Annotated in this window: 23 protein-coding genes; 7 read left to right on the top strand and 16 right to left on the bottom strand. The window is 49.4% G+C overall.

Translation table 11 applies throughout. The features are described from left to right. Positions 1–5: 5 nt before the first annotated feature. Together AC3CIC_RS00760 and AC3CIC_RS00765 are read right to left on the bottom strand one after the other, a co-directional pair. Positions 6–989 (bottom strand): thiamine pyrophosphate-dependent dehydrogenase E1 component subunit alpha, encoded by a 984-nt coding sequence (locus tag AC3CIC_RS00760; RefSeq protein WP_488515110.1) that lies wholly within the window; start codon positions 987–989, stop codon positions 6–8. Beyond that, the gene (locus AC3CIC_RS00765; RefSeq protein WP_488515111.1) at positions 982–2,091 is read right to left on the bottom strand and encodes an ATP-NAD kinase family protein; all 1,110 of its coding nucleotides are present in this window, start codon (positions 2,089–2,091) and stop codon (positions 982–984) included. The genes AC3CIC_RS00760 and AC3CIC_RS00765 overlap by 8 nt, the downstream gene beginning before the upstream one ends. Before the next feature lie 254 nt (positions 2,092–2,345). Here AC3CIC_RS00765 and AC3CIC_RS00770 point away from each other — a divergent pair, with 254 nt between their 5' ends. Continuing rightward, complete coding sequence (locus AC3CIC_RS00770; protein ID WP_488515112.1) at positions 2,346–4,295, top strand: sigma-54-dependent Fis family transcriptional regulator; 1,950 nt, start codon at positions 2,346–2,348, stop codon at positions 4,293–4,295. Positions 4,296–4,518: 223 nt separating this feature from the next. Next, the gene (gene hemE, locus AC3CIC_RS00775) at positions 4,519–5,583 is read left to right on the top strand and encodes a uroporphyrinogen decarboxylase (RefSeq protein ID WP_488515113.1); all 1,065 of its coding nucleotides are present in this window, start codon (positions 4,519–4,521) and stop codon (positions 5,581–5,583) included. Positions 5,584–5,993: 410 nt separating this feature from the next. Here the strand turns inward: hemE and AC3CIC_RS00780 are convergent, their stop codons facing one another. Both AC3CIC_RS00780 and AC3CIC_RS00785 read right to left on the bottom strand, forming a co-directional pair. Next, positions 5,994–6,578, bottom strand: a complete 585-nt coding sequence (locus AC3CIC_RS00780; protein WP_488515114.1) for a uracil-DNA glycosylase family protein — start codon at positions 6,576–6,578, stop codon at positions 5,994–5,996. Continuing rightward, on the bottom strand, positions 6,578–7,483 hold the full coding sequence (locus AC3CIC_RS00785; RefSeq protein ID WP_488515115.1) for a D-2-hydroxyacid dehydrogenase: 906 nt from the start codon (positions 7,481–7,483) through the stop codon (positions 6,578–6,580). The genes AC3CIC_RS00780 and AC3CIC_RS00785 overlap by 1 nt, the downstream gene beginning before the upstream one ends. 93 nt (positions 7,484–7,576) lie before the next feature. Between AC3CIC_RS00785 and AC3CIC_RS00790 the strand changes: the two genes are divergently transcribed. Continuing rightward, positions 7,577–8,164 carry a YjaG family protein gene (locus AC3CIC_RS00790; protein WP_016960657.1) on the top strand — a complete coding sequence of 196 codons (588 nt, stop codon included), beginning with the start codon at positions 7,577–7,579 and terminating at the stop codon, positions 8,162–8,164. A gap of 65 nt (positions 8,165–8,229) precedes the next feature. On the opposite strand, the gene AC3CIC_RS00795 is transcribed toward AC3CIC_RS00790, so the two are convergent. Further along, positions 8,230–9,411, bottom strand: coding sequence for a hemolysin family protein (locus AC3CIC_RS00795; RefSeq protein ID WP_488515116.1), 1,182 nt, complete (start codon positions 9,409–9,411; stop codon positions 8,230–8,232). Positions 9,412–9,647: 236 nt separating this feature from the next. Here AC3CIC_RS00795 and hupA point away from each other — a divergent pair, with 236 nt between their 5' ends. Beyond that, a complete protein-coding gene (hupA, locus tag AC3CIC_RS00800; protein WP_002542017.1) occupies positions 9,648–9,920 on the top strand; it encodes a nucleoid-associated protein HU-alpha in 273 nt (90 codons plus the stop codon). A 42-nt stretch (positions 9,921–9,962) separates the two neighbouring features. Next, positions 9,963–10,643 carry a DUF1481 domain-containing protein gene (locus AC3CIC_RS00805; RefSeq protein ID WP_488515117.1) on the top strand — a complete coding sequence of 227 codons (681 nt, stop codon included), beginning with the start codon at positions 9,963–9,965 and terminating at the stop codon, positions 10,641–10,643. A gap of 114 nt (positions 10,644–10,757) precedes the next feature. Here the strand turns inward: AC3CIC_RS00805 and purD are convergent, their stop codons facing one another. Together purD and purH are read right to left on the bottom strand one after the other, a co-directional pair. Next, complete coding sequence (gene purD / locus AC3CIC_RS00810; RefSeq protein WP_488515118.1) at positions 10,758–12,047, bottom strand: phosphoribosylamine--glycine ligase; 1,290 nt, start codon at positions 12,045–12,047, stop codon at positions 10,758–10,760. Positions 12,048–12,098: 51 nt separating this feature from the next. Next, complete coding sequence (purH, locus tag AC3CIC_RS00815) at positions 12,099–13,691, bottom strand: bifunctional phosphoribosylaminoimidazolecarboxamide formyltransferase/IMP cyclohydrolase (RefSeq protein WP_488515119.1); 1,593 nt, start codon at positions 13,689–13,691, stop codon at positions 12,099–12,101. 181 nt (positions 13,692–13,872) lie between these two features. Between purH and zntR the strand changes: the two genes are divergently transcribed. Then, positions 13,873–14,286, top strand: coding sequence for a Zn(2+)-responsive transcriptional regulator (gene zntR / locus AC3CIC_RS00820; protein WP_016960662.1), 414 nt, complete (start codon positions 13,873–13,875; stop codon positions 14,284–14,286). A gap of 52 nt (positions 14,287–14,338) precedes the next feature. Here zntR and tpx read toward each other — a convergent pair whose 3' ends face one another. Next, positions 14,339–14,839, bottom strand: a complete 501-nt coding sequence (gene tpx / locus AC3CIC_RS00825) for a thiol peroxidase (protein ID WP_394213219.1) — start codon at positions 14,837–14,839, stop codon at positions 14,339–14,341. 202 nt (positions 14,840–15,041) lie between these two features. On the opposite strand from tpx, the gene ppnP reads away from it, so the two are divergent. Then, the gene (ppnP, locus tag AC3CIC_RS00830) at positions 15,042–15,320 is read left to right on the top strand and encodes a pyrimidine/purine nucleoside phosphorylase (RefSeq protein ID WP_016960664.1); all 279 of its coding nucleotides are present in this window, start codon (positions 15,042–15,044) and stop codon (positions 15,318–15,320) included. Between the two features lie 81 nt (positions 15,321–15,401). Here the strand turns inward: ppnP and AC3CIC_RS00835 are convergent, their stop codons facing one another. The 8 genes from AC3CIC_RS00835 to accB all read right to left on the bottom strand — a co-directional run bounded on the left by AC3CIC_RS00835 (position 15,402) and on the right by accB (position 22,955). Further along, positions 15,402–16,580: a glycosyltransferase family 4 protein gene (locus tag AC3CIC_RS00835; RefSeq protein WP_488515120.1), complete on the bottom strand. Its 1,179-nt coding sequence runs from the start codon at positions 16,578–16,580 to the stop codon at positions 15,402–15,404. Positions 16,581–16,766: 186 nt separating this feature from the next. Continuing rightward, the gene (gene fis / locus AC3CIC_RS00840) at positions 16,767–17,063 is read right to left on the bottom strand and encodes a DNA-binding transcriptional regulator Fis (protein ID WP_002542007.1); all 297 of its coding nucleotides are present in this window, start codon (positions 17,061–17,063) and stop codon (positions 16,767–16,769) included. A 23-nt stretch (positions 17,064–17,086) separates the two neighbouring features. After that, the gene (gene dusB, locus AC3CIC_RS00845; protein ID WP_035008716.1) at positions 17,087–18,052 is read right to left on the bottom strand and encodes a tRNA dihydrouridine synthase DusB; all 966 of its coding nucleotides are present in this window, start codon (positions 18,050–18,052) and stop codon (positions 17,087–17,089) included. Between the two features lie 147 nt (positions 18,053–18,199). Further along, positions 18,200–19,084 (bottom strand): 50S ribosomal protein L11 methyltransferase, encoded by an 885-nt coding sequence (gene prmA / locus AC3CIC_RS00850; RefSeq protein WP_394213225.1) that lies wholly within the window; start codon positions 19,082–19,084, stop codon positions 18,200–18,202. Positions 19,085–19,235: 151 nt separating this feature from the next. Next, on the bottom strand, positions 19,236–20,690 hold the full coding sequence (gene panF / locus AC3CIC_RS00855) for a sodium/pantothenate symporter (RefSeq protein WP_488515121.1): 1,455 nt from the start codon (positions 20,688–20,690) through the stop codon (positions 19,236–19,238). After that, complete coding sequence (locus tag AC3CIC_RS00860) at positions 20,683–20,964, bottom strand: YhdT family protein (protein WP_016960669.1); 282 nt, start codon at positions 20,962–20,964, stop codon at positions 20,683–20,685. The genes panF and AC3CIC_RS00860 overlap by 8 nt, the downstream gene beginning before the upstream one ends. 176 nt (positions 20,965–21,140) lie before the next feature. After that, a complete protein-coding gene (gene accC, locus AC3CIC_RS00865; protein WP_016960670.1) occupies positions 21,141–22,487 on the bottom strand; it encodes an acetyl-CoA carboxylase biotin carboxylase subunit in 1,347 nt (448 codons plus the stop codon). A gap of 12 nt (positions 22,488–22,499) precedes the next feature. Next, complete coding sequence (gene accB / locus AC3CIC_RS00870) at positions 22,500–22,955, bottom strand: acetyl-CoA carboxylase biotin carboxyl carrier protein (protein ID WP_016960671.1); 456 nt, start codon at positions 22,953–22,955, stop codon at positions 22,500–22,502. Positions 22,956–22,971: the final 16 nt, after the last annotated feature.

Genomic DNA, 22,971 nt, shown 5'->3' on the forward strand with positions numbered 1-22,971 from the left:
TTGAATTAGTAGCTGACGTAAACATCATTCAGCAGGGCTGACGGGGCAGGTGAGGGTGCGGCAATGGCTGCTTGTACCGCATCTTCAATGAGCGCTTTGACTTCTTGATCGATTTGGTCGAATTCGCGGGTGGCGATAAGCCCACTTTCTTCCACGCGATGGCGAAAAATTTTCAAGCAATCTTTGTTGCCGCGGATATCTTCCACTTCGCCGTCTGCGCGATAAGTCTGTGCATCGCCTTCGAAGTGACCGAAAAATCGCACCATTTTGCACTCCAAAAGTGACGGTCCACCACCTTGTCGTGCTCGTCTGATCACTTCACCTGCAGCTTCATAAACCGCAAAAAAGTCCGTGCCATCCACCGTCATGCCGGGCAAGCCAAACCCTGTCGCGCGGTCGACATAGGAATCGCAGGAAACCGCCCATTCCGCGGCTGTGGACTCGGCATAGCCATTGTTTTCCACGACGAAAATAACGGGTAGCTCCCAAACAGCGGCAAGGTTTAAGCTTTCTAAAAAGGTTCCTTGGTTGGAGGCTCCATCTCCCGTGAAGCTAATTCCCACACCGGTATGGCCCAGCTGTTTGGCAGCTAAGGCCGCGCCACAAACTAATGGAGAGCCTGCCCCTAAAATGCCATTGGCGCCCATCATGCCTTTGGATAAATCAGCAATGTGCATTGAGCCACCTTTGCCACAGCAAGCTCCCGTTTGCTTACCGTAGATCTCCGCCATCATGGCGTGAACATCCACACCTTTGGCGATGCAGTGTCCGTGACCTCGGTGCGTTGAGGCGATACGGTCGTTGTTATTGAGATGCATCATAATGCCGACTGCGGTGGCTTCTTCTCCCGCATACAAGTGCACAAAGCCGGGGATATCTCCGCGTGCAAAGTCCACATGTAAGCGTTCTTCAAAATCGCGGATGGTTTTCATCATTTTGTACGCTTCAAGCAGTTGCTCACGCGATAGTGGGAAGGGATTGTCACTCATGGTGTTCTCCTTGTGAGGTTGATACGGGCTTGTGCCCGTCACGTTGAATAAAAAGGCCATGTCGTGCAGCAAAAGCCATGCATTGCTCGACATCAATGGTGTGAAAGGCATCTAGATGTAAGGTGATACTCACGGAATCGGATGCGCTAAAAGGCAGCTCTCGTTCGCCATCCAATGCGAGAGAACCCGATGTTGTGGATAGTGAAAGCGTGGCGTTTGGCGACAATGTGTCGACCGATTGGATGGGTAGCTTTGCCATTAACCCCGGTGCCAATGGAGCAGACAGCGAAAAAGCAGCAGGCGTGTTGTGTGCAAAGCGAACGTGTAAACCGATAGGTTGATCGCGGGACACCGGATTGAGCAGGCCAGCGATAGAGGACATACCAATGCCATCTGTCCGCCCGAATGTGACGAACAATTCTCGCAGGCTCTCAGCCCGCCAAACGGCGAGTGCACCAGTAAATTGCTCGCGTACCACTGCGACATCAACCAATGCGATATCTCGCCGCTCGTTCACGCGTACTTCAAGCAATTTGTTACCACGAAAAGCAAGTGACGCCGGGATTTTTCCGCTGATCGCAAGGCCTGTTGCTAACCCTGTGATAGTCGGTTCTTGCAGAGGAGGAAATGCATTGTTAGTGCCGCTGGATACGCCAGCGATCGGGATATTCCCGCACTCACGGACGACTAAACGGTGTGTGCCGTCTCCGCCCAGTACTACAATGGCTGATACATTTTGTTGTCGCATTAAATGCGCAGCACAGACCGTGTCTTGCGCGGCTCCTGTGACGGGCATATCAAGCCAGCTAAGCGTTGGAAAACGGGTGTGGTCAGCGTATTGGGCTTGTTTTAAGCCGCGTTGAATATGTACACCTAACCCCGCCCGCTCCGGCATCATGACAACGTTATCGATGCCAGCGTGATGAAGCCCCGCCAATATCCGTAGCACCATATTGGCACGGTCAGTAATTTGTAGGTTGGCCGCATGCGCGATGATTCGGCGAATGTCGCGAGCGGAAACGGGGTTAGCAATGATGCCCACAGTCATTGGGTTGGCCACAAAACTCTCGTCATGCAAAGAATGATGAAATGCATAATCCAAGAAACATGCCATACGGAAAGGTCTGTATAAGTCGTTGTATTTAGATGTAATAGATGATTGCCGGTGGATTGAGGTGTGGATGAGCGGTGTGGCGTGTGCAACAGGTGTGGCATGTTGAATTGGCGAGTTGTACCAAAAATTCAACTGTGTCTTGGAGTCGCGAGGCCAAGAAAGTTGAAAGCAGAACATTGAGGGAGTACGGCGAATTTTTTTGAATGAGGTTCATACTTTCAAAGAGTGAAAGGAGTCGTCTCATGGCAGTCGTTAACCAGGTCAATGATCATATTAAAGAAGTTCAGAGTGTTGCAGAGGGTATTGCTAGCGCTCGGGATACGGTGATAGCGCAATCATGGCAGCGTTGTGTGTCGGATTACCAGCTTGATCCATTGATATTGCAAGAAGCCTATATCGTTCCTCATGCAGAGTTAAAGCTGCATCAGGAGCGTCTCGACAAATTGTTGCGCACTGCCCGGTATGGGTTAGACGAACTGTATCGTCAGATTGCCCAGCATGGCTACGTCTTGCTACTGACCGATGCTGAAGGCGTAACAGTAGATTACCAAGGTGATGCATCATTGACATGGGAGCTTCAAAAATCGGGTTTGTACTTAGGCGCGGAATGGTCAGAACAAAGGGCGGGTACTTGTGGCGTGGGTTCATGCATTTATACGGGTGAAGCCATTACCGTTCATCAAACCGATCATTTTGATGCTACGCATGCGCGGCTTTCCTGTACGGCAGCACCTATTTATGACGTTGATGGTTCGCTTGCTGCGGTGTTAGATATTTCTGCACTGAAAAGTCCTGAGCTCAAAGCCAGTCAGGCATTGGCGCTGAGTCTTGTTCAGTCATGTACGCGCCGCATCGAAATGGCGGCGTTAATGAACACGTTTCGGCGTGAATGGATTGTGCGACTTAGCCAGTCGCCAGCGTTTCTTGATGTAGACCCTGAATGCGCTGTTGCGGTCAATAGCGGTGGGGCGATCATTGGTATGACACACAGTGCTCAACGACTACTGGCACGAGTAAAGGGCTCGCACTGGCAGCACACATCGGCGCTATTGGGTTCGAAGATTTCGGAATACTTCGATATTGAAATCAATGAACTACCTACCCTTAGTCGTGCGTTACCGAGTGAAGAGAGATTGATCAGCACCTGTACGGGAGAGCTGTGGTTTGCTCATGCATTAGCGCCTCAGCAACCGCCAATCGGACATCATAAGCGTCGTATTGTTAGCGAATCGCTCGCCAAACTTTATTGCGGTGATGCTGCAATGGGAGTATTGGCGCAAAAGGCGTCTCAGCTGGCGATGTCGCCATTGCCCTTGCTCCTTCAGGGAGAAACCGGATGTGGTAAAGAGTATCTGGCACGCGCTATTCATGAAACCAGTCCGCAGCGCCAAGGTGATTTTGTCGCCATCAATTGTGCTGCTATTCCTGAGTCATTGATTGAAAGTGAATTGTTTGGCTATGCAGAGGGCGCGTTTACTGGCGCAAGAGGAAAAGGGAAAAAGGGACTGATTGAGCGCGCCAGCGGGGGCACGCTGTTTTTAGATGAAATTGGAGATATGCCACTCGCACTGCAAGCAAGGTTGTTGAGAGTGTTAGCTGAAAATGAAGTGCTTCCTGTTGGCGCCACAAAGGCTATTCCAGTGACGCTTCGTGTATTAGCGGCCACTCATCAGGATTTGACGCAGTTGGTGAAAAGCGGTCGTTTTCGTGAAGATTTGTTCTACCGAATCAGTGGTGCTCGGCTGAGTATTCCGCCGCTACGAGCGCGAGATGATATTGTTTGGTTGACCACCAAGTTGATTGAAAAATCAGCACCAAAACCGGTCATGATCAGTAATTCAGCACAAAGCATACTTCTCCGTCATTTGTGGCCAGGAAACATTCGAGAGTTGGACAACGCTGTGCGCTTTGCACTTGCGTTTTGTTCGGGGAGTGAGATTTTCCCCGAACACTTACCGGAGGATGTTCGTCAGGGGGGGAGTAAAGCATCCGCTATGGCGGGCAAAACAAACTCAACGGGTATAGGGTGTCACGAAGACGATATATTGACGGTGTTACAAGCGTGCGAATGGAATATATCTGAAAGCGCTCGCGTTCTTGGCGTCGACCGTTCAACGGTGCATCGACGCATAAAAAAAGCCGGACTATCACGTCATTACACCAATCAAACCTACGAAAGCGTACCCAAATAGGCAAAAAAAACCCGCCGTAGGGGGCGGGAGTAAGATGCGATATTTATGGGTACTGTCTGTCAGACTTTTTGTTATCAGAAGCAAATTTTTAACATGTGTTTAAACCTTCGGCAAATATCCTGCATCCTTGGAGATAATATTTATGATCGCCTCCACAAAGGGCAGCTTTTGTTGCTCGGAGAGGGTGATACAATAGCGCCACTCAACTTTCAGGATGTGAACAATGACAGAACTAAAGAATGATCGCTATTTGCGCGCTCTGTTGAAAGAGCCGGTCGATTACACGCCGGTATGGATGATGCGTCAGGCTGGCCGTTATTTGCCAGAGTACAAGGCGACCCGAGCGGAAGCTGGCGATTTTATGTCATTGTGCAAAAACGCGGAACTGGCTTGTGAAGTTACTCTGCAACCGTTGCGTCGCTTCCCTCTTGATGCTGCTATTCTATTTTCAGACATTTTGACTATCCCAGATGCAATGGGACTTGGTTTGTACTTTGAGACCGGTGAAGGTCCAAAGTTTGAACGCCCAATTACCTGCAAAGCTGATGTCGAAAAAATCGGTCTTCCTGATCCGGAAGGTGAACTGCAATATGTAATGAATGCAGTACGTGCTTGTCGAAAAGGGTTGAACGGTGATGTGCCATTGATCGGTTTCTCTGGAAGCCCATGGACACTGGTCACCTACATGGTCGAAGGCGGCAGCTCGAAAGCCTTCACCAAAATCAAAAAGATGATGTACGCCGATCCTCAAACGCTGCACTTGCTTTTGGATAAGCTGGCGGACAGTGTGATTGAGTACCTTAACGCGCAGATCAAAGCGGGTGCCCAATCTGTGATGGTCTTTGATACATGGGGTGGTGTTCTGACACCGCGTGACTATAACGATTTCTCGCTGCAGTACATGCACAAAATCGTTGATGGCCTGATCCGTGAAAACGATGGTCGTCGTGTGCCTGTTACCTTGTTTACCAAAAATGGTGGCATGTGGCTGGAGAAAATCGCAGCAACTGGCTGTGATGGCGTGGGTCTGGACTGGACCATTGATATCGCGGAAGCCAAGCGTCGCATTGGTGACAAAGTGGCGCTGCAAGGCAATATGGATCCATCCATGCTATACGCTTCACCTGAGCGTATTCGCCAAGAAGTGGCAACTATTTTGGAAGGGTTTGGTGGCGGTACGGGTCACGTGTTTAACCTTGGTCACGGTATTCACCTCGATGTTCCACCAGAAAACGCGGGTGTGTTTGTCGAAGCGGTGCACGATCTTTCAAAGCAATATCACAAGTAATCGATTATCACGCATCAGCTCGATGATATTGAAAATGGCCAGCGTTGACGCTGGCCATTTTTTTATTTCTCGCCACATGAATCGCCGCACATATGTCATCGTGTACAAGGTTCACTGGGGAAATTCCTCGATAAGCTGTACAGGGAGAAAATAATATTTTAATTCAAGGTCTTAGTGGCTATCGCTGTTTTGGCTTGAAAAATTAGAAACCAAAAAGCAGATCGTTTAGCCTAAAGCTGTACATTGCATTTTATTTTGTATGTTGAATAAAATGTCTGCAGAGGGCTGTTTATAGGTTCGCTAGGGAAATTACTAACAAAGCTGTACGCGATGATAAAGTCCAATAAATTCAATTAATTAAACGCATCATGTGTTGGTGGTGAATATTCGGATCAGGGAAAAGGTGTAAATTAATCAAAAAGCTGATCCATACGATTTTGCAGATTGGGCAGAATCGTTTCCTCAAACCAAGGGTTCTTTTTCAGCCACAGGTTATTGCGGGGGGAAGGGTGAGGAAGCGCAATAAAGTCCGGAGCCCATTGTGGGTTGGCTTGCACGGTTTGGGTCAAGGTTCTTGGTTTTGGGCTGAGATAACGGCGTTGAGCGTAGTCGCCAATCAGAAGCGTTAGCGAAACATGAGGTAAATACTGCCTGATCGCATCATGCCACTTTGGCGCGCACTCAGGTCGAGGTGGCAGATCGCCAGACGTGCCGCGCCCTGGATAACAAAACCCCATTGGCACAATTGCGATTTGAGTGGGGTCGTAAAACACGGTTTTATCTATTTTCAACCAATCTCGAAGACGATCGCCGCTAGGGTCGTTCCACGGTATGCCCGTTTCATGCACGCGAGTCCCCGGCGCTTGCCCAATAATCAATAGCTTTGCTGCTGATGCTGCCTGAACAACGGGGCGTGGTCCAAGGGGTAAATGCTCCGCGCATTGCGTGCATTGTTTTACCTCATCCAGCAGCATGGTCAATGGGATATCTTTCATTAATAGCCCAAATCAAAATCAACCGTGTACTGAAGCGCACTCCCTTGATGCCAGCGTTGATAGTTATCCGCAAAAATCGCGAAGACTTGGTCGGGAAAACTGATGGCAGAGATATGCGGTGTCACCGTAATGTCAGGGTGCGTCCAAAAAGGATGGGGGCTGTCTAGCGGCTCATTGGCAAAAACATCCAACACGGCATGACGAATATGTTTCTGTTCCAGCGCGTGCAATAGCGCACTTTCTTCCAATACGGGACCACGCCCAACATTGAATAATATTGCCCCATTGCACGCAGACAGCGTTGGATGGCTGAGCAGTCCTTTTGTTTCTGGCGTAGAAGGAAGGGTGGAAACCACCACGTCAGCGTCTGACAATTGGGAGGTTAGCTGTGCGGTCGTGACCACGGTATCAAAGGAAGTGGCAAGCTTGCCGCTTCTACTGACACCTGTGACTTGCATACCGAAGTGTTTAGCGGTTGCGGCAACGTGTGCACCAATGGAGCCTGTACCCAGTATCACCATCTTTCTGTTGATTAGGCTTTGGTAAGGCAGCACTGACCACTGCTTTTGTGATTGTGCATCGCGATAGTGTGCAAGATGGCGGGTGAGGGTTAATAGTTGACCGAACACATATTCCGACATGAGTGGACCAAATATCCCCCGCACATTGGTCAGCAGATAATCCCGTTTATTTTGTGCTAATAACGCATCACAGCCTGCATAGGTGGATTGTAGCCATTCGATGTTCTGGGCTTTTTCTATTTGCTGGGCGAGCTTAGGTGGGTCTGCCAAGACAATATTGGCGTCTTCTATTTTTGATGTGACAGCCAGGTCGGGCAGATCGGCTTGCTCGATCAAAGAGAGATAAAGCTTCTGGTATTCAGAGCAGAGGTAAAGTTGGTTCAAATCTGTTCCTTTTTCTACTTGGGTATATAAAGTAAACTTAGCCCACATTCCTTTTCGGCCAGCTCATGCTGTGCCATAAGTAGACGGCAGACCATGTTACAGAACCCGATCCAGCTGCGACTCGAAAAACTCGAACCTTGGCAGCATATCACTTTTATGGCGGCGCTGGTGGAGCGCATGTATCCCAATTATGCGGCGTTTTGCCAGCAAACGGACTTTGCTGAACCGCAGGCTTTTCGTAGTTTGCTGGATGCAGTGTGGGAAATCCTGACCGTAAAAGCGGCCAAGATAAACTTCGAAAACCAGCTTGAAAAACTGGAAGAGCTGATCCCGGGTATGGATGATCATGATATTTATCTGACTTACCCCGCCATTGATGTGTGTGTAGCCATGTCGACTTTGATTCATACCTTGCTGGATCGTGATTTGATGTTGGAATCCGTGCTCAAAGTGAGCCAGCTGTCAGTGTCCGGTGTCGCGCAATTGGAAGAAGCGCAAACGGGTGTTGAAGTGACCAATGCCAACCAAAAAGAAATTGAGTCAGTCTGTGACGAGTGGGATGTGCAGTGGGCTATTTTCCGTGCATTGAAAGAAGCAGACGAGCGTGACGTTGAGATGATTCGCGGTATTCGTAACGAAATTCGTGAAGACGGTATCAGCAACCTCGGTTTGTCACTGTAACAGCAATAAAAAAACGGGCCAGCGGCCCGTTTTTTATTTAGCGATAATTGTTACCACTGTCATGCTTACCGAGATGGCTTATCGCCATCTTTTTTTGTATCAGAGTTATCCGATGGTGAATGGTCTGCATCGGCAGCACTTTCAGTACCCATGGTGACTTTGCTAGACGCAGACGCTTTTTTCTCGTCTTCTGCATCGTCATCTTTGCTTTCGATCACACCATGCGTTTCTTTCCAGTCTGCCCAGCGCTCATGAGCAAGCTCTTGCATGTTGGTGGTGGTATCTGCTTCATCGACAATATCTTTGCCCATCAAGTGCTCAAAAATGTCTTCCAGCGTGATGATGCCTTGCACGTCACCGTATTCATCAACAATCAACGCCAGCTGCGAACGCTGTGCCATTAAGCGGTCAAACGCTTTCGGTACATGGGTTGAATCGTGAACCACAGGAATAGGGCGCATTAAGCTTCCCAGTGGTTGCTGACCTTTGCCGTGTTGGCCAGCTGAGAACAGTTCCAAGCGGTGAACAAAGCCCATGATGTTGTCGCGCTGCTCAACGTAGACCAAAGGGCGAGAAAATGGCGTATCGTGATGTTCACGCAAGAACTCTTCGATCGTCATTTTGGCGTCGACGCGGAAGAGTACTGGACGCGGTGTCATCAGCTTGGTGACGGGTACGTCACGCAGTGCCAGCAAGTTGGTCAGCATGGTGGACTCATCATCCTCCAGTTCGCCGTTCTCTTTTGCCAGCAAGGCCATCGCTGAGATTTCATCACGCAGCTTTGGTTGTTCTTTGCCGCGCGACAAGCGACGCGTCAGTTGCTCTGAAGCCCATACAATAGGAGTCAGTGCCCATACCATCCAGCGCAGGACAGTGGCTGCTTTGGGTGCCATTTGGCGCCAATAGGTTGCACCAATGGTTTTTGGTACGATTTCTGACAGCAATAGAATTGCCAATGTCAGCACGGCGGAAAATACACCTAACCATGCATCACCGAATACTTTTGTCGCTTGTGCGCCTGAGGCGGCAGCGCCGACGGTGTGGGCAATCGTATTGAGCGTTAGGATAGAGGCTAGTGGGCGATCAATGTCGTCTTTGAGTACTTGCAGACGAGCGGCAGCAGGATGACCTTGTTGTCGCATCTGGGCTAGGTAACTGGGAGTGATACTCAAAAGTACAGCTTCGAGTACAGAACAAATAAATGAGACACCAATGGACAGTGCCACATACATCATAAGCAGGATCATTATTTTCCAGCGTAATAGTAATAAAACAGGATTAAAGTAGCGTCAAAGATCGGGTCTTAGCGCAGTAAATACAAGTGTTCGGATAGGAATATACCCAATATTTTGTGAGGATGCGCTCAGTTTGTGGTTAAAGACTCTGCAGACAGTCACTTGTAGCGCTACAAACCTTTGCCAGTCGGGCTTCTTTTGAATTAGAGTTGCCTTGTCTCGAGAAAATCTAAAGAAGGGAAGACCTAATGAACAAGACCAACTTGATCGACCTGATTGCTGAGAAAGCAGACTTGTCTAAAGCACAAGCAAAAGCAGCACTTGAAGCAACGCTAGCAGGCATCGAAGGTGCACTGAAAGACGGTGACCAGGTTCAACTGATCGGTTTCGGTACGTTTAAAGTTAATCACCGTGCAGCGCGCACTGGTCGTAACCCACAAACTGGCCAAGAAATCCAAATTGCTGCAGCAAACGTTCCTGCGTTTGTAGCGGGCAAAGCGCTTAAAGACGCTGTGAAGTAAGTTATACTCCGCCAAAGCATTCTCATGTTTTGGCGGATATTTATGCGTTCAGCAGTAACACCTCTCGTTTCACTTCTTATTCTCTCTTTGGCTGGCTGCAGCTCGACTGAGAGTGCAAAGCCTCCTGTACAAACTCAAACCGCAATTATTCAAGGTGATGCGACCAGTATTTATTGGTTGGATGAACGCTTGGGATTTCCAGAAACCTTGTCAGAACGTATTTTGATGGGCGATTACGGCCAATACAGCACCGAATATCGCTGGCGCAAGGGTATTGTCCGTGAAATTCAGCGTGATGGCGAAGTCTTGATTGACGGTAAATTAACGCAACAGTCTTTTTTGATCCGGTATGACTCTGAAGGTCAGGCTGTCTATCAACAGAATCGTCTAGATGGCGATATGCGGCCATTGCGCACGACGGACCTTGCTCGTTACTACCAGCAAGCCGAACAGGCGCTGAGTCAAGCCAGAGAGCTAAATAAAAGCGGCCATCAGTTTTTTCAAGGGTATTGGAGTGAAGGCATTTTGGAAGAGTGCTTTACTGACGAAGAGAAAGCGCTGTCGTTCAACGCTGCTGTGCCAAGCTTCATTTTGCAGCGACTCAACCAAGAAGATAATTTTATTGCCGCGATGGGCAAAGTTGGACGTAAAACGAATACGGTTGATGCCATTATCGCGCTGGACAATGACAGCGCTGATTGCATCGAGCGCCCCGATTTATAGCGGACTGACGTTTAGCGCCTGATTGACAGGTTGCCTGGGATATCATTCAAACGGCAAGATATAAAAAAAACGCGCTCAAAGGCGCGTTTTTGTGTTTTAAACGATGGTTTCGGATTATTGGTTTTGCTCGCGAGCAATTGCTCGGTAACCAATGTCATCACGGTGGAACATGCCGTCCCAGCTAATTTGTGATGCCAGTGCATAAGCACGCTGCTGTGCCTCAGACACGGTTTCACCCATTGCCGTGGCACACAGTACGCGACCACCCGCGGTCACCACATTACCGTCTTTCTCTGCGGTGCCTGCATGGAAGACTTTCGCCGCATCCAATTCTTCTGTTGGCAAACCTGAGATCACGTCACCGTTGTTGTATGACGCTGGGTAACCTCCCGCAGCCAGTACCACACCGATAGATGCTCGAGGGTCCCATTTGGACTCAACGGTATCAAGTTTACCTGCAATCGCGGCTTGGCAAAGCTCAACCAAATCGGACTGCAGACGCACCATCATTGGCTGGGTTTCAGGGTCACCAAAGCGACAGTTGTATTCAATCACTTTTGGCGTGCCGTCGGCCATGATCATCAGGCCCGCGTATAAGAAGCCCGTGTAGTCATTGCCTTCGCCTGCCATGCCGCGCACGGTTGGGAAGATGACGTCGTTCATCACACGGTCGTGGATCTCTGCAGTAACAACGGGTGCTGGACTGTAAGCGCCCATGCCGCCGGTATTTGGACCCGTATCGCCGTTGCCCACACGCTTGTGATCTTGGCTGGTGGCCATTGGCAGGACGTTTTTGCCGTCTACCATCACGATGAAGCTCGCTTCCTCACCATCGAGGAATTCTTCTACCACCACGCGGTGACCCGCTTCCCCAAATGCATTACCTGCCAGCATGTCACGGATAGCGGTTTCAGCTTCTTCCAATGTCATGGCAACAATCACGCCTTTACCTGCTGCGAGGCCGTCAGCTTTGACAACAATGGGAGCGCCTTTCTCACGGACATAGGCAAGAGCAGGCTCAATTTCAGTGAAGTTTTGATATTCAGCTGTTGGGATCTGATGACGAGCAAGGAAATCTTTGGTGAAGGCTTTTGAACCTTCTAGTTGAGCAGCCGCGGCGGTTGGGCCAAAAATTGGCAACTCTTCTGCACGGAACGCATCAACCACGCCGATCACCAATGGTCCTTCAGGACCTACGATGGTTAGGCCGATATTTTTGTCTTTTGCAAACGCAATGAGTGCTGGAATGTCTTCAACGCCAATGGCGACGTTCTCAAGCTTTGGCTCCAATGCTGTGCCAGCGTTGCCGGGCGCAACAAACACAGTACCTACATGAGCTGATTGCGCCGCTTTCCACGCAAGCGCGTGCTCGCGGCCACCGTTGCCAATTACCAATACGTCCATTTTCAATCCTTGTATAACATCAGCCCGGCAGAACCGGGCCGTTGAAAAATATTAGTGACGGAAGTGGCGCATGCCAGTGAATACCATCGCCATACCGTGCTCATCTGCAGCAGCAATAACTTCGTCATCACGCATTGAACCGCCAGGCTGAATCACGCAGGTAATCCCGGCTTCTGCGGCTGCATCAATGCCATCGCGGAACGGGAAGAAAGCATCAGATGCCATGACACTGCCTGCTACTTCGAGGTTCTCGTCAGCGGCTTTAATACCCGCAATTTTTGCTGAGTAAACGCGGCTCATTTGGCCTGCACCCACACCGATGGTCATGTTGCCTTTGGCGTAAACAATCGCGTTAGATTTCACGTATTTCGCTACTTTCCAGCAGAACAAGGCATCACGCAACTCTTCTTCAGAAGGTTGGCGTTTTGATACGACCGTCAGATCACCAGACGACACCATGCCTTGGTCACGATCTTGAACCAGCAGACCGCCATTCACACGCTTAACGTCAAAGCCAGTGGTCTGTGTGCTCCAAGCTCCACATACCAGCAAGCGCAAGTTTTTCTTGGTGCTTATTACATCAGCCGCTGCTTGTGACACGCTTGGTGCAATGATGACTTCTACAAACTGACGGTCAACAATTGCTTGTGCGGTTTCAGCATCCAGTTCACGGTTAAACGCAATAATGCCGCCAAATGCCGATGTTGGGTCAGTTTTGTAAGCACGGTCGTAGGCGTCTAGCAGGTTATCACCCAGTGCTACACCGCATGGGTTTGCGTGTTTAACGATAACGCATGCTGGCTCAACAAATTCTTTCACACACTCAAGTGCTGCATCTGTGTCTGCGATATTGTTGTAAGACAGTGCTTTGCCTTGAAGCTGAGTCGCAGTAGACACTGACGCTTCTTCTGGGGTGGCTTCGGTGTAGAAAGCGGCTGCTTGGTGGCTATTCTCGCCGTAGCGCATGTCTTGTTTTTTGATGAACTGCTGATTGAAGGTGCGTGGGAATTTCGATTCCTCATCACCTTCTTTGTTGTCACCATAAGAAGGAACCATGGTGCCGAAGTAGTTGGCGATCATGCCGTCATAGGCTGCCGTGTGTTCAAAAGCAGAAATGGCCAAATCGAAACGGGTGTTGAGCGTTAGAGAGCCGTCATTCGATGACATTTCTGCCAGAACGCGGTCGTAATCAGACGCATTAACCACGATGGCGACATCTTTGTGATTCTTCGCCGCTGAGCGAACCATCGTCGGGCCACCGATATCGATGTTTTCTACCGCATCTTCCAGCGTGCAACCTTCTTTTGCGACAGTTTCTGCAAATGGGTAAAGATTGACGACAACCATATCGATAGGTGCAATATCATGTGTTTCCATGATGGCGTCATCGGTATCGCGGCGGCCAAGAATGCCTCCGTGAACTTTCGGGTGCAGCGTTTTAACACGACCATCCATCATTTCTGGAAAACCGGTGTAATCTGACACTTCAGTGACGTTCAGACCTTGCTCTGCCAGTAGGCGAGCGGTACCGCCGGTCGATAGAATATCGACGCCTTTTTGTGAGAGAGTTTTGGCAAATTCAACAATGCCAGTTTTATCAGATACGCTAATCAATGCGCGACGAATAGGGCGAGCGTTTTCCATTGCTACCATCTCTTTAACTGTGGGGATAGGATATTTGGGAAAATGTCTGTATGAAAGCTACTTTGCCAAACACCCGATATACGGCAGAACGTTGAGTGATTCGGCGCACATTCTAACCTAAATAACAGACGCAATCGATTGCTTTTGTGGTTTTGTCACAAAAATGCGTAGAGGTGAATAAATGAAGATGTTGCAGATAGGCCAGCTTGCTAAGCAGGCTGGGGTTTCCGGCGATACGTTGCGCTTTTACGAAAAAGTTGGGCTATTAAAACCGACATCAAGAAGCGAGAGCGGATACCGTCTCTACAATGAAGATGCGCTCTCACGTGTTCATTTTATTATGAAAGCGAAGCGTTTGGGGCTAACCCTAGACGACATTCAGGAAATGCTCGAAATCCGACTAGAAGCCAGTCAGCACAGTTGCGCTGAAGTGAAAGGCATTACGCAAAAGAAGTTGGATGAAATTGACCAAAAAATTGCAGAACTCACCCAGATTCGCGTCGCATTGAAGAAAATTAACGATGCATGTTGTGGTCATGCTGATGACAATGCGAGTCATTGCTCGATTCTGGGGGCACTAGAAACGAACGTATAATTGAATTAAATCCGTATAAGGAAGCCGCGCCTCCTTATACGGTAAGTGTACGTTACGCCAAAGCAGCCAGCGCAGCATCATAGTCAGGTTCGTTGGTTACTTCGTCAACCAACTCGACATGTTTCACCACGCCACCTTCGTTGATAACCACAACAGCACGAGCAGCAAGCCCGACCATTGGCCCCGCCGCTACGGCAACGCCGTAGTCCGTGGTAAAGGTTGGACTGCGGAAAATTGAGGCGTGCTGAACATTATTCAGTCCTTCCAACTCGCAAAAACGACTTGCTGCAAAAGGGAGGTCGGCCGACACACACACCACTTTGGTATTGTTCAAGGACGCCGCTTTTTCATTGAAAGCACGCACGCTATTAGCGCATGTCGGGGTATCAATGCTTGGGAAAATATTCAATACCACTTTATTGCCACGTAGGCTTTCGAGTGTCAGATCAGATAAGTCTTGTGCCGCTAATGTAAAGCCTGGAGCTGGGGTTCCGATCTGCGGTAAATCGCCTGCCAGAGGGATGGGTTGTCCTTGAAAATGAATTTGTGACATCTTGCTCTCCTTGATGGATGAAATGGTTATCGTGTTAAGTCTGGCACAAAATCTGCCGCTATTTGTGTATGAAAAACGCAATACGCCGCAACTCTTCATACGGACCAATTTGGGTCAAAAAATAGTGTTAGTGAAGCTTAGGAGAGTGTGATAGCGTCAAGGCAACGAAAAGGATAAACAGTTTCAATGGATAAGGATTGAGATGTTAAAGGTTAACGAATATTTCGATGGGCATGTAAAGTCGATTGGATTTGAGAACAAAGGCCCAGTCAGTATGGGTGTGATGGAAGTCGGTGAATACACCTTCGGTACTGCAGCGCCAGAACGTATGACTGTTGTGAAAGGTGAGCTTACGGTAAAACTACCGGGTCGCATTGAATGGGAAACCTACGGCGCGGGTGACAGCTTTGAAGTACCAGGTGAGTCATCATTTCAGGTTCAAATCACGCAAACATCAGCTTACTTGTGTGAATACCTGTAATCTCGACATTATTTCAATAAAAAAGCGCCTTTTAGGCGCTTTTTTATTGGCTATGATTTGAGGGTATTAACGTCAGGTCGATCATCTTTTTGACGATGATAACCTCGCTGCACCATCCAGATATATCGCCTCAAGCTTGTCTGCATGACCTTGCATCGAAAAGTGCTGAAACGCGCGATGATAGGCATTGGTCGCATTGGTTTCGCGCTGCGCATCATCGTCCAGGTAGTATCTCAGTCCATCCGCAATAGACGCTGCATCCTGAGGCGTGCAGTACACACCCGTTTCTTCCAAAATCTCTGGCAGTGCACCAGTGTTTGACACCACTAGCGCACAATGCTGCGCCATGGCTTCAATCGCCGTCAGCCCAAATGCTTCATTCCAGTAAGGCAGACATACTATCTGAATCTCTTCTAGCAGCGTCGGTACGTTTTTGCGATAGCCTGCAAGGTGAATGCGATCAGAGAAAGCAGAGGCATGGGCTTGTTCCTGCAATAGTTTCGAGAAGGCTTCATCGGCACCTTCATCAGGGTTCAGGCCGCCAATTAAAACCAAATGCGCGTTCGGGTAATCATTCGCCATTAACTCGAACCCTGCCAGCAGATCGGTTTGTCCTTTCCCATCGCAGATACGGCCTACCGAACCAATAAATAGGGTGTCATGTGAAAGGCCATACTCGTCAGCCAACAAGTGCGGTCGGGTTGCCTCTTCAAAGGTTTTCTCTTCGATGTAAGTGCCAAGCCAAAGGCGCTCTATTTTGCACTCAGCTACTGGTAAGGCTTTGATGTTGCGCTGATACGTTTCGTTACTGATAGAAAGCACCTGATCGACATGCTGATACACCCAGCGGTGATAGATGTCTTTCTTCGGACGTTTGACGCCCATGTGCTCAGTGAATACGGTGTAGCGACGGGTCAATCGGCTCAAAAGCGCGGAGATCAGGATATCGCCCGACTTATGACAATGCACAATTTGGACGTTGTTGGCTTTGAGCCACTTGTTGAGCGCAAAGAGTGTTGGGCCGAATAGGGAGGATTTTTTCGGTACGGTGAACACATCCATGCCTGCGTCTTTCATTGCATTAGCAACACGGGAGTTCTCAGATGCCAGCCCAAACACACGATAGCCTTTGTCGATAAACTCTTTACCCATGCGGGCAGGATACATTTCAAGGCCGCCCCAACCAGTGGAAAGACAGATATGTAAGATACCCGGCTTGTTCTGTGTGGCAGTGTTGTTTGAGGCATCAGCCTGACCCATGTTTATCTCCTGAAAAAACTTTCGCTAGATGCGAATAAAACAGCAAAGTCAGCAGGGAGTATATAACGAAGGCGAAGTGAGGTGCAGTGTGAGTGTCGCTTGAGGGTATTGTTTGTTGGGGATAAAAACGCAAAAGCCAGACTTTGCAGTCTGGCTTCTACTGAAAACCGTTAAGTTAGCTGAACCTTAGTTCATGCCGTACTTTTTCAGTTTCTTACGCAGAGTACCGCGGTTGATACCCATCATGGTTGCAGCGCGGGTTTGGTTACCGCGAGTGTATTGCATGATGGTGTCCAGCAGTGGTTGCTCAACTTCTGCCAGTACCAGCTCGTACAGGTCATTGACTTCCTGGCCATTCAACTGCGCTAGGTAGTTTTTCAGGGAGGCTTTTACTGAGTCACGCAGTGGCTTCTGGGTGATTTGATCTTGTGAAGTCACAGTAGTCACTGTCAATGCTTCTGAAGTCAGGTTTTGTTCGAACATACTCTGTCAGCTCTTCTCGTATTTTATGCAACGTTTACGAAATAATCTTGCAGCGCATCGATCTGCTGGTGGGCATCTTCGATTGCGTTGAAAGTCCGGCGAAAATCGCCAATCAGATCATGTTCTTTCAGGTACCATCCCACGTGTTTACGTGCGATACGTAGCCCTTTGAGATCACCATAAAACTGGTGAAGCTCTTGAACATGACCCAACAAAATTGCTTCGACCTCTTCCATCGGCGGAGCAGCAAGCTCTTCACCGGTGGCAAGGTAGTGTTGGATTTCTCTAAAAATCCAAGGACGCCCTTGTGCAGAGCGACCAATCATTAAGGCATCTACACCTGTGTATTCCAGCACTTGTTTGGCTTTCTGAGGGGAATCGATATCTCCGTTGGCGATAACGGGGATGGATATTGCCTCTTTGACCGCTCTTATGCTGTCGTACTCAGCCTCTCCTTTGTACATGCAAGCGCGTGTTCGACCGTGGAGGGCCAATGCTTGTATGCCGCAATCTTCGGCCATTCTGGCAATCTGGAGACAATTTTTGTTCTCCGGATCCCATCCTGTCCGTGTTTTCAGTGTGACGGGAACGTCAACTGCAGACACGACTGCTTTCAGGATTTGCTCAATGATGTCAGGTCGGGTCAGCAATGCTGAACCGGCCAGTTTCTTATTGACCTTTTTTGCCGGGCAACCCATGTTGATATCGACGATTTGAGCGCCATTCTCAACACAGTAACGCGCGGCATCTGCCATCAATGCTGGTTCAGCACCAGCAATTTGAACAGAACGGATCCCCTTTTCATCGAGATGAACCATCCGGTTTTTCGATTTGGCTGTATGCCACATCGCCGGATTGGAAGACATCATTTCGCTAACCGCCATGCCAGCGCCGTGGCGCAAACAGAGTTCGCGGAATGGCCTATCCGTTACACCAGCCATGGGTGCGACGATAAGTGTGTTTTCCAGCTTGTACGGTCCGATCTGCAAGGTAGTATCTTCAATGTCAGCAAGGGCGCGCATTTTACGCATTTTTTCCCAGTCTGAAAAGGCCAATATTTGAGCGTTCTGTATTGATTTTCTAAAAAGCCAGTGAATTCAAATTTTTAGTATAAAATTTGTTCGATTATCACTAGGTTAGGCTTTCTCGGCAGTGATACGACACCACTCTTCTTTCACGATAATCTCGTTAACAGCGAGTTCATCGCGATAACAATCGGCAACCGACTCTGCTTGCGCTTCTAAAACGCCAGACATCGCCAATTTACCCTGTGGGGCCATCAAGCTTTTGATGACGGGAGAAAGCTCGCGAAGTGGACCAGCCAGAATGTTTGCTACTACGACTTCGGCTTGCAGATTCTCAGGCTGATCTTTTGGTAGGAACAATTCAAGGCGGTCAGAAACGCCATTGCGTTCTGCATTATCTTTTGAGGCTTGCAGCGCTTGTGGATCGATATCGATACCAATCACTTTCTTTGCGCCCAACAGCAGCGCTGCCAGTGAAAGAATGCCCGAGCCACAACCAAAATCGATCACGATTTTGCCGTTAAGATCGAGTCCATCAAGCCACTCAAGGCACAATGATGTGGTTGGGTGGGTGCCCGTGCCGAAAGCGAGGCCCGGATCTAGCATGATGTTAACGGCATCTGGGTCGGGTGCATCGCACCAACTTGGGCACACCCATAGACGCTGACCAAAACGCATTGGCTTGAAGTTGTCCATCCAAGCGCGTTCCCAGTCTTTGTCTTCCAGTTGTTCAATTTTATGAGCAAAGCCTTCAACAAGCAGCGGGCTTGCTTTCAGTATGCTCATCACCGCATCCATGTCGGTTTCCGCATCGTAAAGTGCCACGATGTCAGTCTCACCCCATAGGCGTGTTTCGCCCGGCATAGGTTCAAAGACAGGCGTGTCTTTGGCATCAAGGAAAGTCACGGACAGGGCGCCAGCGTCGTCCATCAGCATGTCACCGATGGCTTCTGCCGTTTCCGCTGTTGCGTTAAGTTTGATTTGAATCCAAGGCATGGCTAATTCGCTTTTTGTTTCACTACGGTTTTAGGGGGCGGATTCTAGCATAAAAAGTAGGCAGCTCGCATAGGGGGGAGTGGGGGCTTTGGTAAGAAAGCGTAAAAAAACGGACAGCCGAGGCTGTCCGAGGAGAGTGCATGTGGAGGTATCAGGCGATAGCGGGCTTGATACGCTGATGCTGCAATAAGCTAACCAGCACGAAGGCGATAAGGCTTACGGTTAAGGCGGGAACGATAGCGTGAACGCCAGCCATGTCCGGTTTAAAAGTGGAAAACGCGGCGTAGCTGCCAAGTCCCGTTAACATTGAGGCCAACGCACCGCGTGCGGTGGCTTTTTCCCAGTAAAGCCCGAGCACAAGTGGCCACAGGAAGACGGCCTGCATGCCGCCAAAGGCCAGCAAGTTGAGCCAGATGATCATATCGGGCGGATTGGTGGCCGCCACAAACACAAGCAGCGAGAAAATACCCGTTACCCAAAGAGACAGTGTTGGCAATTTGCTTTCTGTCTCTGGCGCATCAGCCGCCTTGGGGTTGATGTAGTTGAGGTATAAATCTTTCAGCAAGGTCGCTGACGCTTGGATCAGCTGGGAATCAATGGTCGACATAATCGCCGCCATGGGGCCGGCAAGGAAAACACCGGCGACCACTGGCGGTAGCACGGTCATCATGAGGGTGGGCATGATCTGATCCGGATTGGCGATATCGGGCACAATCGCGCGACCCAATGCGCCAGCCAAATGCATCCCTAGCATCAAAAAAGCCACCATCGCCGTGCTTATTACCATCCCTTTGTGCAATGACGAGCTGGACTTGTAAGACATACAGCGTACGGCAGCGTGAGGCAGACCGATCACCCCAAAGCAAACCAGTACCCAAAAACTCAGCATGAAGGGTTCGGTGAGAAACGCATCTGGTCCATAAGGCGTGACCAGGGCAGGGTCAATGGTATGAAGTTCGGTGATCATTTCACCCAAACTACCACCAGCATGAATAATGCCGACGAGCAAAGCAATAGTACCGATGATCATCATTACGCCCTGCACGGTGTCAGTCATCACCACTGCGCGGAAACCACCAATGGTGGTGTAAAGACCGACGGTAAAGGCAAACAGCATTAATCCATGGGTGTATGAAAGCCCTGTGACAGTTTGTAGTAGGCGTGCGCCACCCACAAACTGCACCACCATCGTGCCGAAAAATGCCAGTAAAAGCGCTAAAGAGGCAAAAATGACCACAGCGCGACTTTTATAGCGTGCGTACAGCATGTCATTGAGCGTCAGCGCGTTATGACGGCGTGACTCAATAGCAAATTTTTTGCCGAGCACGCCGAGCGTTAACCATGCAGCTGGGAGTTGGATCATGGCGAGTAATACCCAACCCAGCCCCATTTTATAAGCTGCACCAGGGCCGCCTATAAATGAACTGGCACTGGCGTAGGTTGCTGCGAGCGTCATGGCGAGAACGAATCCCCCCATGCTGCGATTACCCAGCAGGTATTCATTGAGAAAGCCTTTGCTCTGTTCACCTTTCTTGCGTGCGTAGATCGCCAATGCGAATACTGCGATCAGGTACAGTGCCATGGGAATAACAAGCTGACTATTCATGGGAACTATCCTGCTCGATGTCGAGTGACATATCTTTAAACAAAAACTTCACCATGGCAGCGCATAAGAGTGTAAACAGCACAGGGCCAACGACACAGGCCATCAAAAACCACAGTGGCAATCCGAAATAGAGTGTTGGGGGAGCCAGTTCAATGCCTTCAGGGGCAAGACCATAGGCAAACCCGTACCACCATAGGAAATAGGCAACAGCGAGTCCGATGGACCACTTTGCTTCTTTGTGCGCTTGGTGGTAGCGGCTGCTAAGTGTCTTCATTAGAAGCCTCCGAAACAGACTTAGGTGTCTGTTTGTATTCATACAGTGTGTTGAGAAGGCGCGTATTGTGGCAAAAGAAGGGAGAATGTGACAGCTATTGCAGTGCATTGAGGTGGTTAAAAAAACAAAAAAGGCTGCGAAAGTCGCAGCCTTTTACAGAAAAATAAACGGGATGATTACTTGTGTATACCCAGTTTCTTTTCCAGATAGTGGATATTAGCGCCACCGTGCTGGAAGTTTTCGTCTTTCATGATTTCTAGCTGAAGCGGGATGTTTGTTTTGATGCCGTCGATAATGGTTTCGCTCAGCGCATTACGCATGCGAGCGATGGCCACGTCGCGGTTCTCACCGAAACAAATCAGCTTACCGATCATTGAATCGTAATGAGGTGGCACGGTATACCCAGAGTAGACGTGCGACTCCCAACGAACACCCATACCACCAGGCGCATGAAAGCGCGTGATTTTACCAGGGCTTGGCAAGAAACGAACAGGGTCTTCCGCATTGATGCGACATTCAATCGCATGGCCACGGATAACGATGTCATCTTGTGTGAAAGACAAAGGCTGACCGGCGGCAATGCGCAGTTGCTCTTTGATAAGGTCGATGCCAGTCACCATTTCGGTAACAGGGTGCTCAACCTGAATACGGGTGTTCATTTCGATGAAATAGAACTCGCCGTTTTCATACAGGAATTCAAATGTACCTGCGCCGCGATAACCAATTTCAAGACACGCTCGGCAGCAACGCTCACCGATGTAACGGCGCATTTCAGCAGTGATACCTGGCGCTGGCGCTTCTTCAACCACTTTTTGGTGACGACGCTGCATTGAGCAATCACGCTCGCCAAGGTGAATCGCACCGCCTTGACCGTCAGCCAAGACTTGAACTTCAATGTGACGTGGGTTTTCTAGGAATTTCTCCATGTAAACCACATCGTTATTGAACGCTGCTTTTGCTTCTGCACGCGTCATTGCGATGGACTCGGTCAGCTCTTGTTCTGAACGAACCACTCGCATGCCACGACCACCACCGCCCCCAGAGGCTTTGATGATCACGGGGTAGCCGATACGCTTAGCAAAGGCTTTGTTTTTCGCTTCGTCGTTGTCCAGTGGTCCATCTGAACCCGGCACGCATGGAACACCCGCTTTTTTCATCGCATTGATGGCAGAAACTTTATCGCCCATTAGACGAATCGTTTCTGCGCGAGGGCCAACGAAAATAAAGCCAGATTGCTCTACTTGCTCAGCAAAATCTGCGTTTTCAGACAGGAAGCCATAACCAGGGTGGATAGCCACAGCACCAGTCACTTCTGCCGCGCTGATGATGCGAGGAATGTTTAGGTAGCTTTCAAAGCTTGATGCGGGACCAATACAAATGGATTCGTCAGCCAGCAATACATGTTTCAGATCGCGGTCAGCGGTAGAGTGAACGGCAACGGTTTTGATGCCCAGCTCTTTACATGCACGCAGGATACGAAGTGCTATCTCACCGCGGTTAGCGATGACAATTTTATCTAACATAACTGTCCTCGATTACTCGATGATGATCAGTGGCTCATCAAATTCAACGATTTGGCCGTCTACGCACAAAATCGCTTTCACCACACCTGCTTTATCAGATTGGATCTGGTTCATCATTTTCATGGCTTCAACAATGCACAGTGTGTCACCAACGTTCACAGACTGGCCGATTTCAACGAATGATTGCGCTTCTGGGCTTGGTGAACGGTAGAACGTACCTACCATTGGCGAAAGTACTTTATGACCAGATTCAACCGGTGCAGCAGCAGGTGCTTCGGCAACTGGCGCGGCAGCGACTGGCGCAGGCGCTGGAGCGGCCATTGGTGCAGCATACATTTGGGTAGGTTGAGCAGAAGCAGGAACCGCGCGACTGATGCGCACTGATTCTTCACCCTCAGAAATTTCCAGTTCAGCGATACCTGATTCTTCAACCAGCTCAATCAGTTTTTTGATTTTACGAATATCCATGTTGTCTCATCTCTTC

It is taken from the genome of Enterovibrio sp. QJM3NY_24 (assembly GCF_057786035.1).

Bases quoted from the DNA above. Each gene is read 5' to 3' on its own strand.
- AC3CIC_RS00760 (WP_488515110.1), bottom strand. From the start codon at position 989: ATGAGTGACAATCCCTTCCCACTATCGCGTGAGCAACTGCTTGAAGCG.
- AC3CIC_RS00770 (WP_488515112.1), top strand. From the start codon at position 2,346: ATGGCAGTCGTTAACCAGGTCAATGATCATATTAAAGAAGTTCAGAGT.
- hemE (WP_488515113.1), top strand. From the start codon at position 4,519: ATGACAGAACTAAAGAATGATCGCTATTTGCGCGCTCTGTTGAAAGAG.
- AC3CIC_RS00780 (WP_488515114.1), bottom strand. From the start codon at position 6,578: ATGAAAGATATCCCATTGACCATGCTGCTGGATGAGGTAAAACAATGC.
- AC3CIC_RS00790 (WP_016960657.1), top strand. From the start codon at position 7,577: ATGTTACAGAACCCGATCCAGCTGCGACTCGAAAAACTCGAACCTTGG.
- AC3CIC_RS00795 (WP_488515116.1), bottom strand. From the start codon at position 9,411: ATGATCCTGCTTATGATGTATGTGGCACTGTCCATTGGTGTCTCATTT.
- hupA (WP_002542017.1), top strand. From the start codon at position 9,648: ATGAACAAGACCAACTTGATCGACCTGATTGCTGAGAAAGCAGACTTG.
- AC3CIC_RS00805 (WP_488515117.1), top strand. From the start codon at position 9,963: ATGCGTTCAGCAGTAACACCTCTCGTTTCACTTCTTATTCTCTCTTTG.
- purD (WP_488515118.1), bottom strand. From the start codon at position 12,047: ATGGACGTATTGGTAATTGGCAACGGTGGCCGCGAGCACGCGCTTGCG.
- purH (WP_488515119.1), bottom strand. From the start codon at position 13,691: ATGGAAAACGCTCGCCCTATTCGTCGCGCATTGATTAGCGTATCTGAT.
- zntR (WP_016960662.1), top strand. From the start codon at position 13,873: ATGAAGATGTTGCAGATAGGCCAGCTTGCTAAGCAGGCTGGGGTTTCC.
- tpx (WP_394213219.1), bottom strand. From the start codon at position 14,839: ATGTCACAAATTCATTTTCAAGGACAACCCATCCCTCTGGCAGGCGAT.
- ppnP (WP_016960664.1), top strand. From the start codon at position 15,042: ATGTTAAAGGTTAACGAATATTTCGATGGGCATGTAAAGTCGATTGGA.
- AC3CIC_RS00835 (WP_488515120.1), bottom strand. From the start codon at position 16,580: ATGGGTCAGGCTGATGCCTCAAACAACACTGCCACACAGAACAAGCCG.
- fis (WP_002542007.1), bottom strand. From the start codon at position 17,063: ATGTTCGAACAAAACCTGACTTCAGAAGCATTGACAGTGACTACTGTG.
- prmA (WP_394213225.1), bottom strand. From the start codon at position 19,084: ATGCCTTGGATTCAAATCAAACTTAACGCAACAGCGGAAACGGCAGAA.
- panF (WP_488515121.1), bottom strand. From the start codon at position 20,690: ATGAATAGTCAGCTTGTTATTCCCATGGCACTGTACCTGATCGCAGTA.
- AC3CIC_RS00860 (WP_016960669.1), bottom strand. From the start codon at position 20,964: ATGAAGACACTTAGCAGCCGCTACCACCAAGCGCACAAAGAAGCAAAG.
- accC (WP_016960670.1), bottom strand. From the start codon at position 22,487: ATGTTAGATAAAATTGTCATCGCTAACCGCGGTGAGATAGCACTTCGT.
- accB (WP_016960671.1), bottom strand. From the start codon at position 22,955: ATGGATATTCGTAAAATCAAAAAACTGATTGAGCTGGTTGAAGAATCA.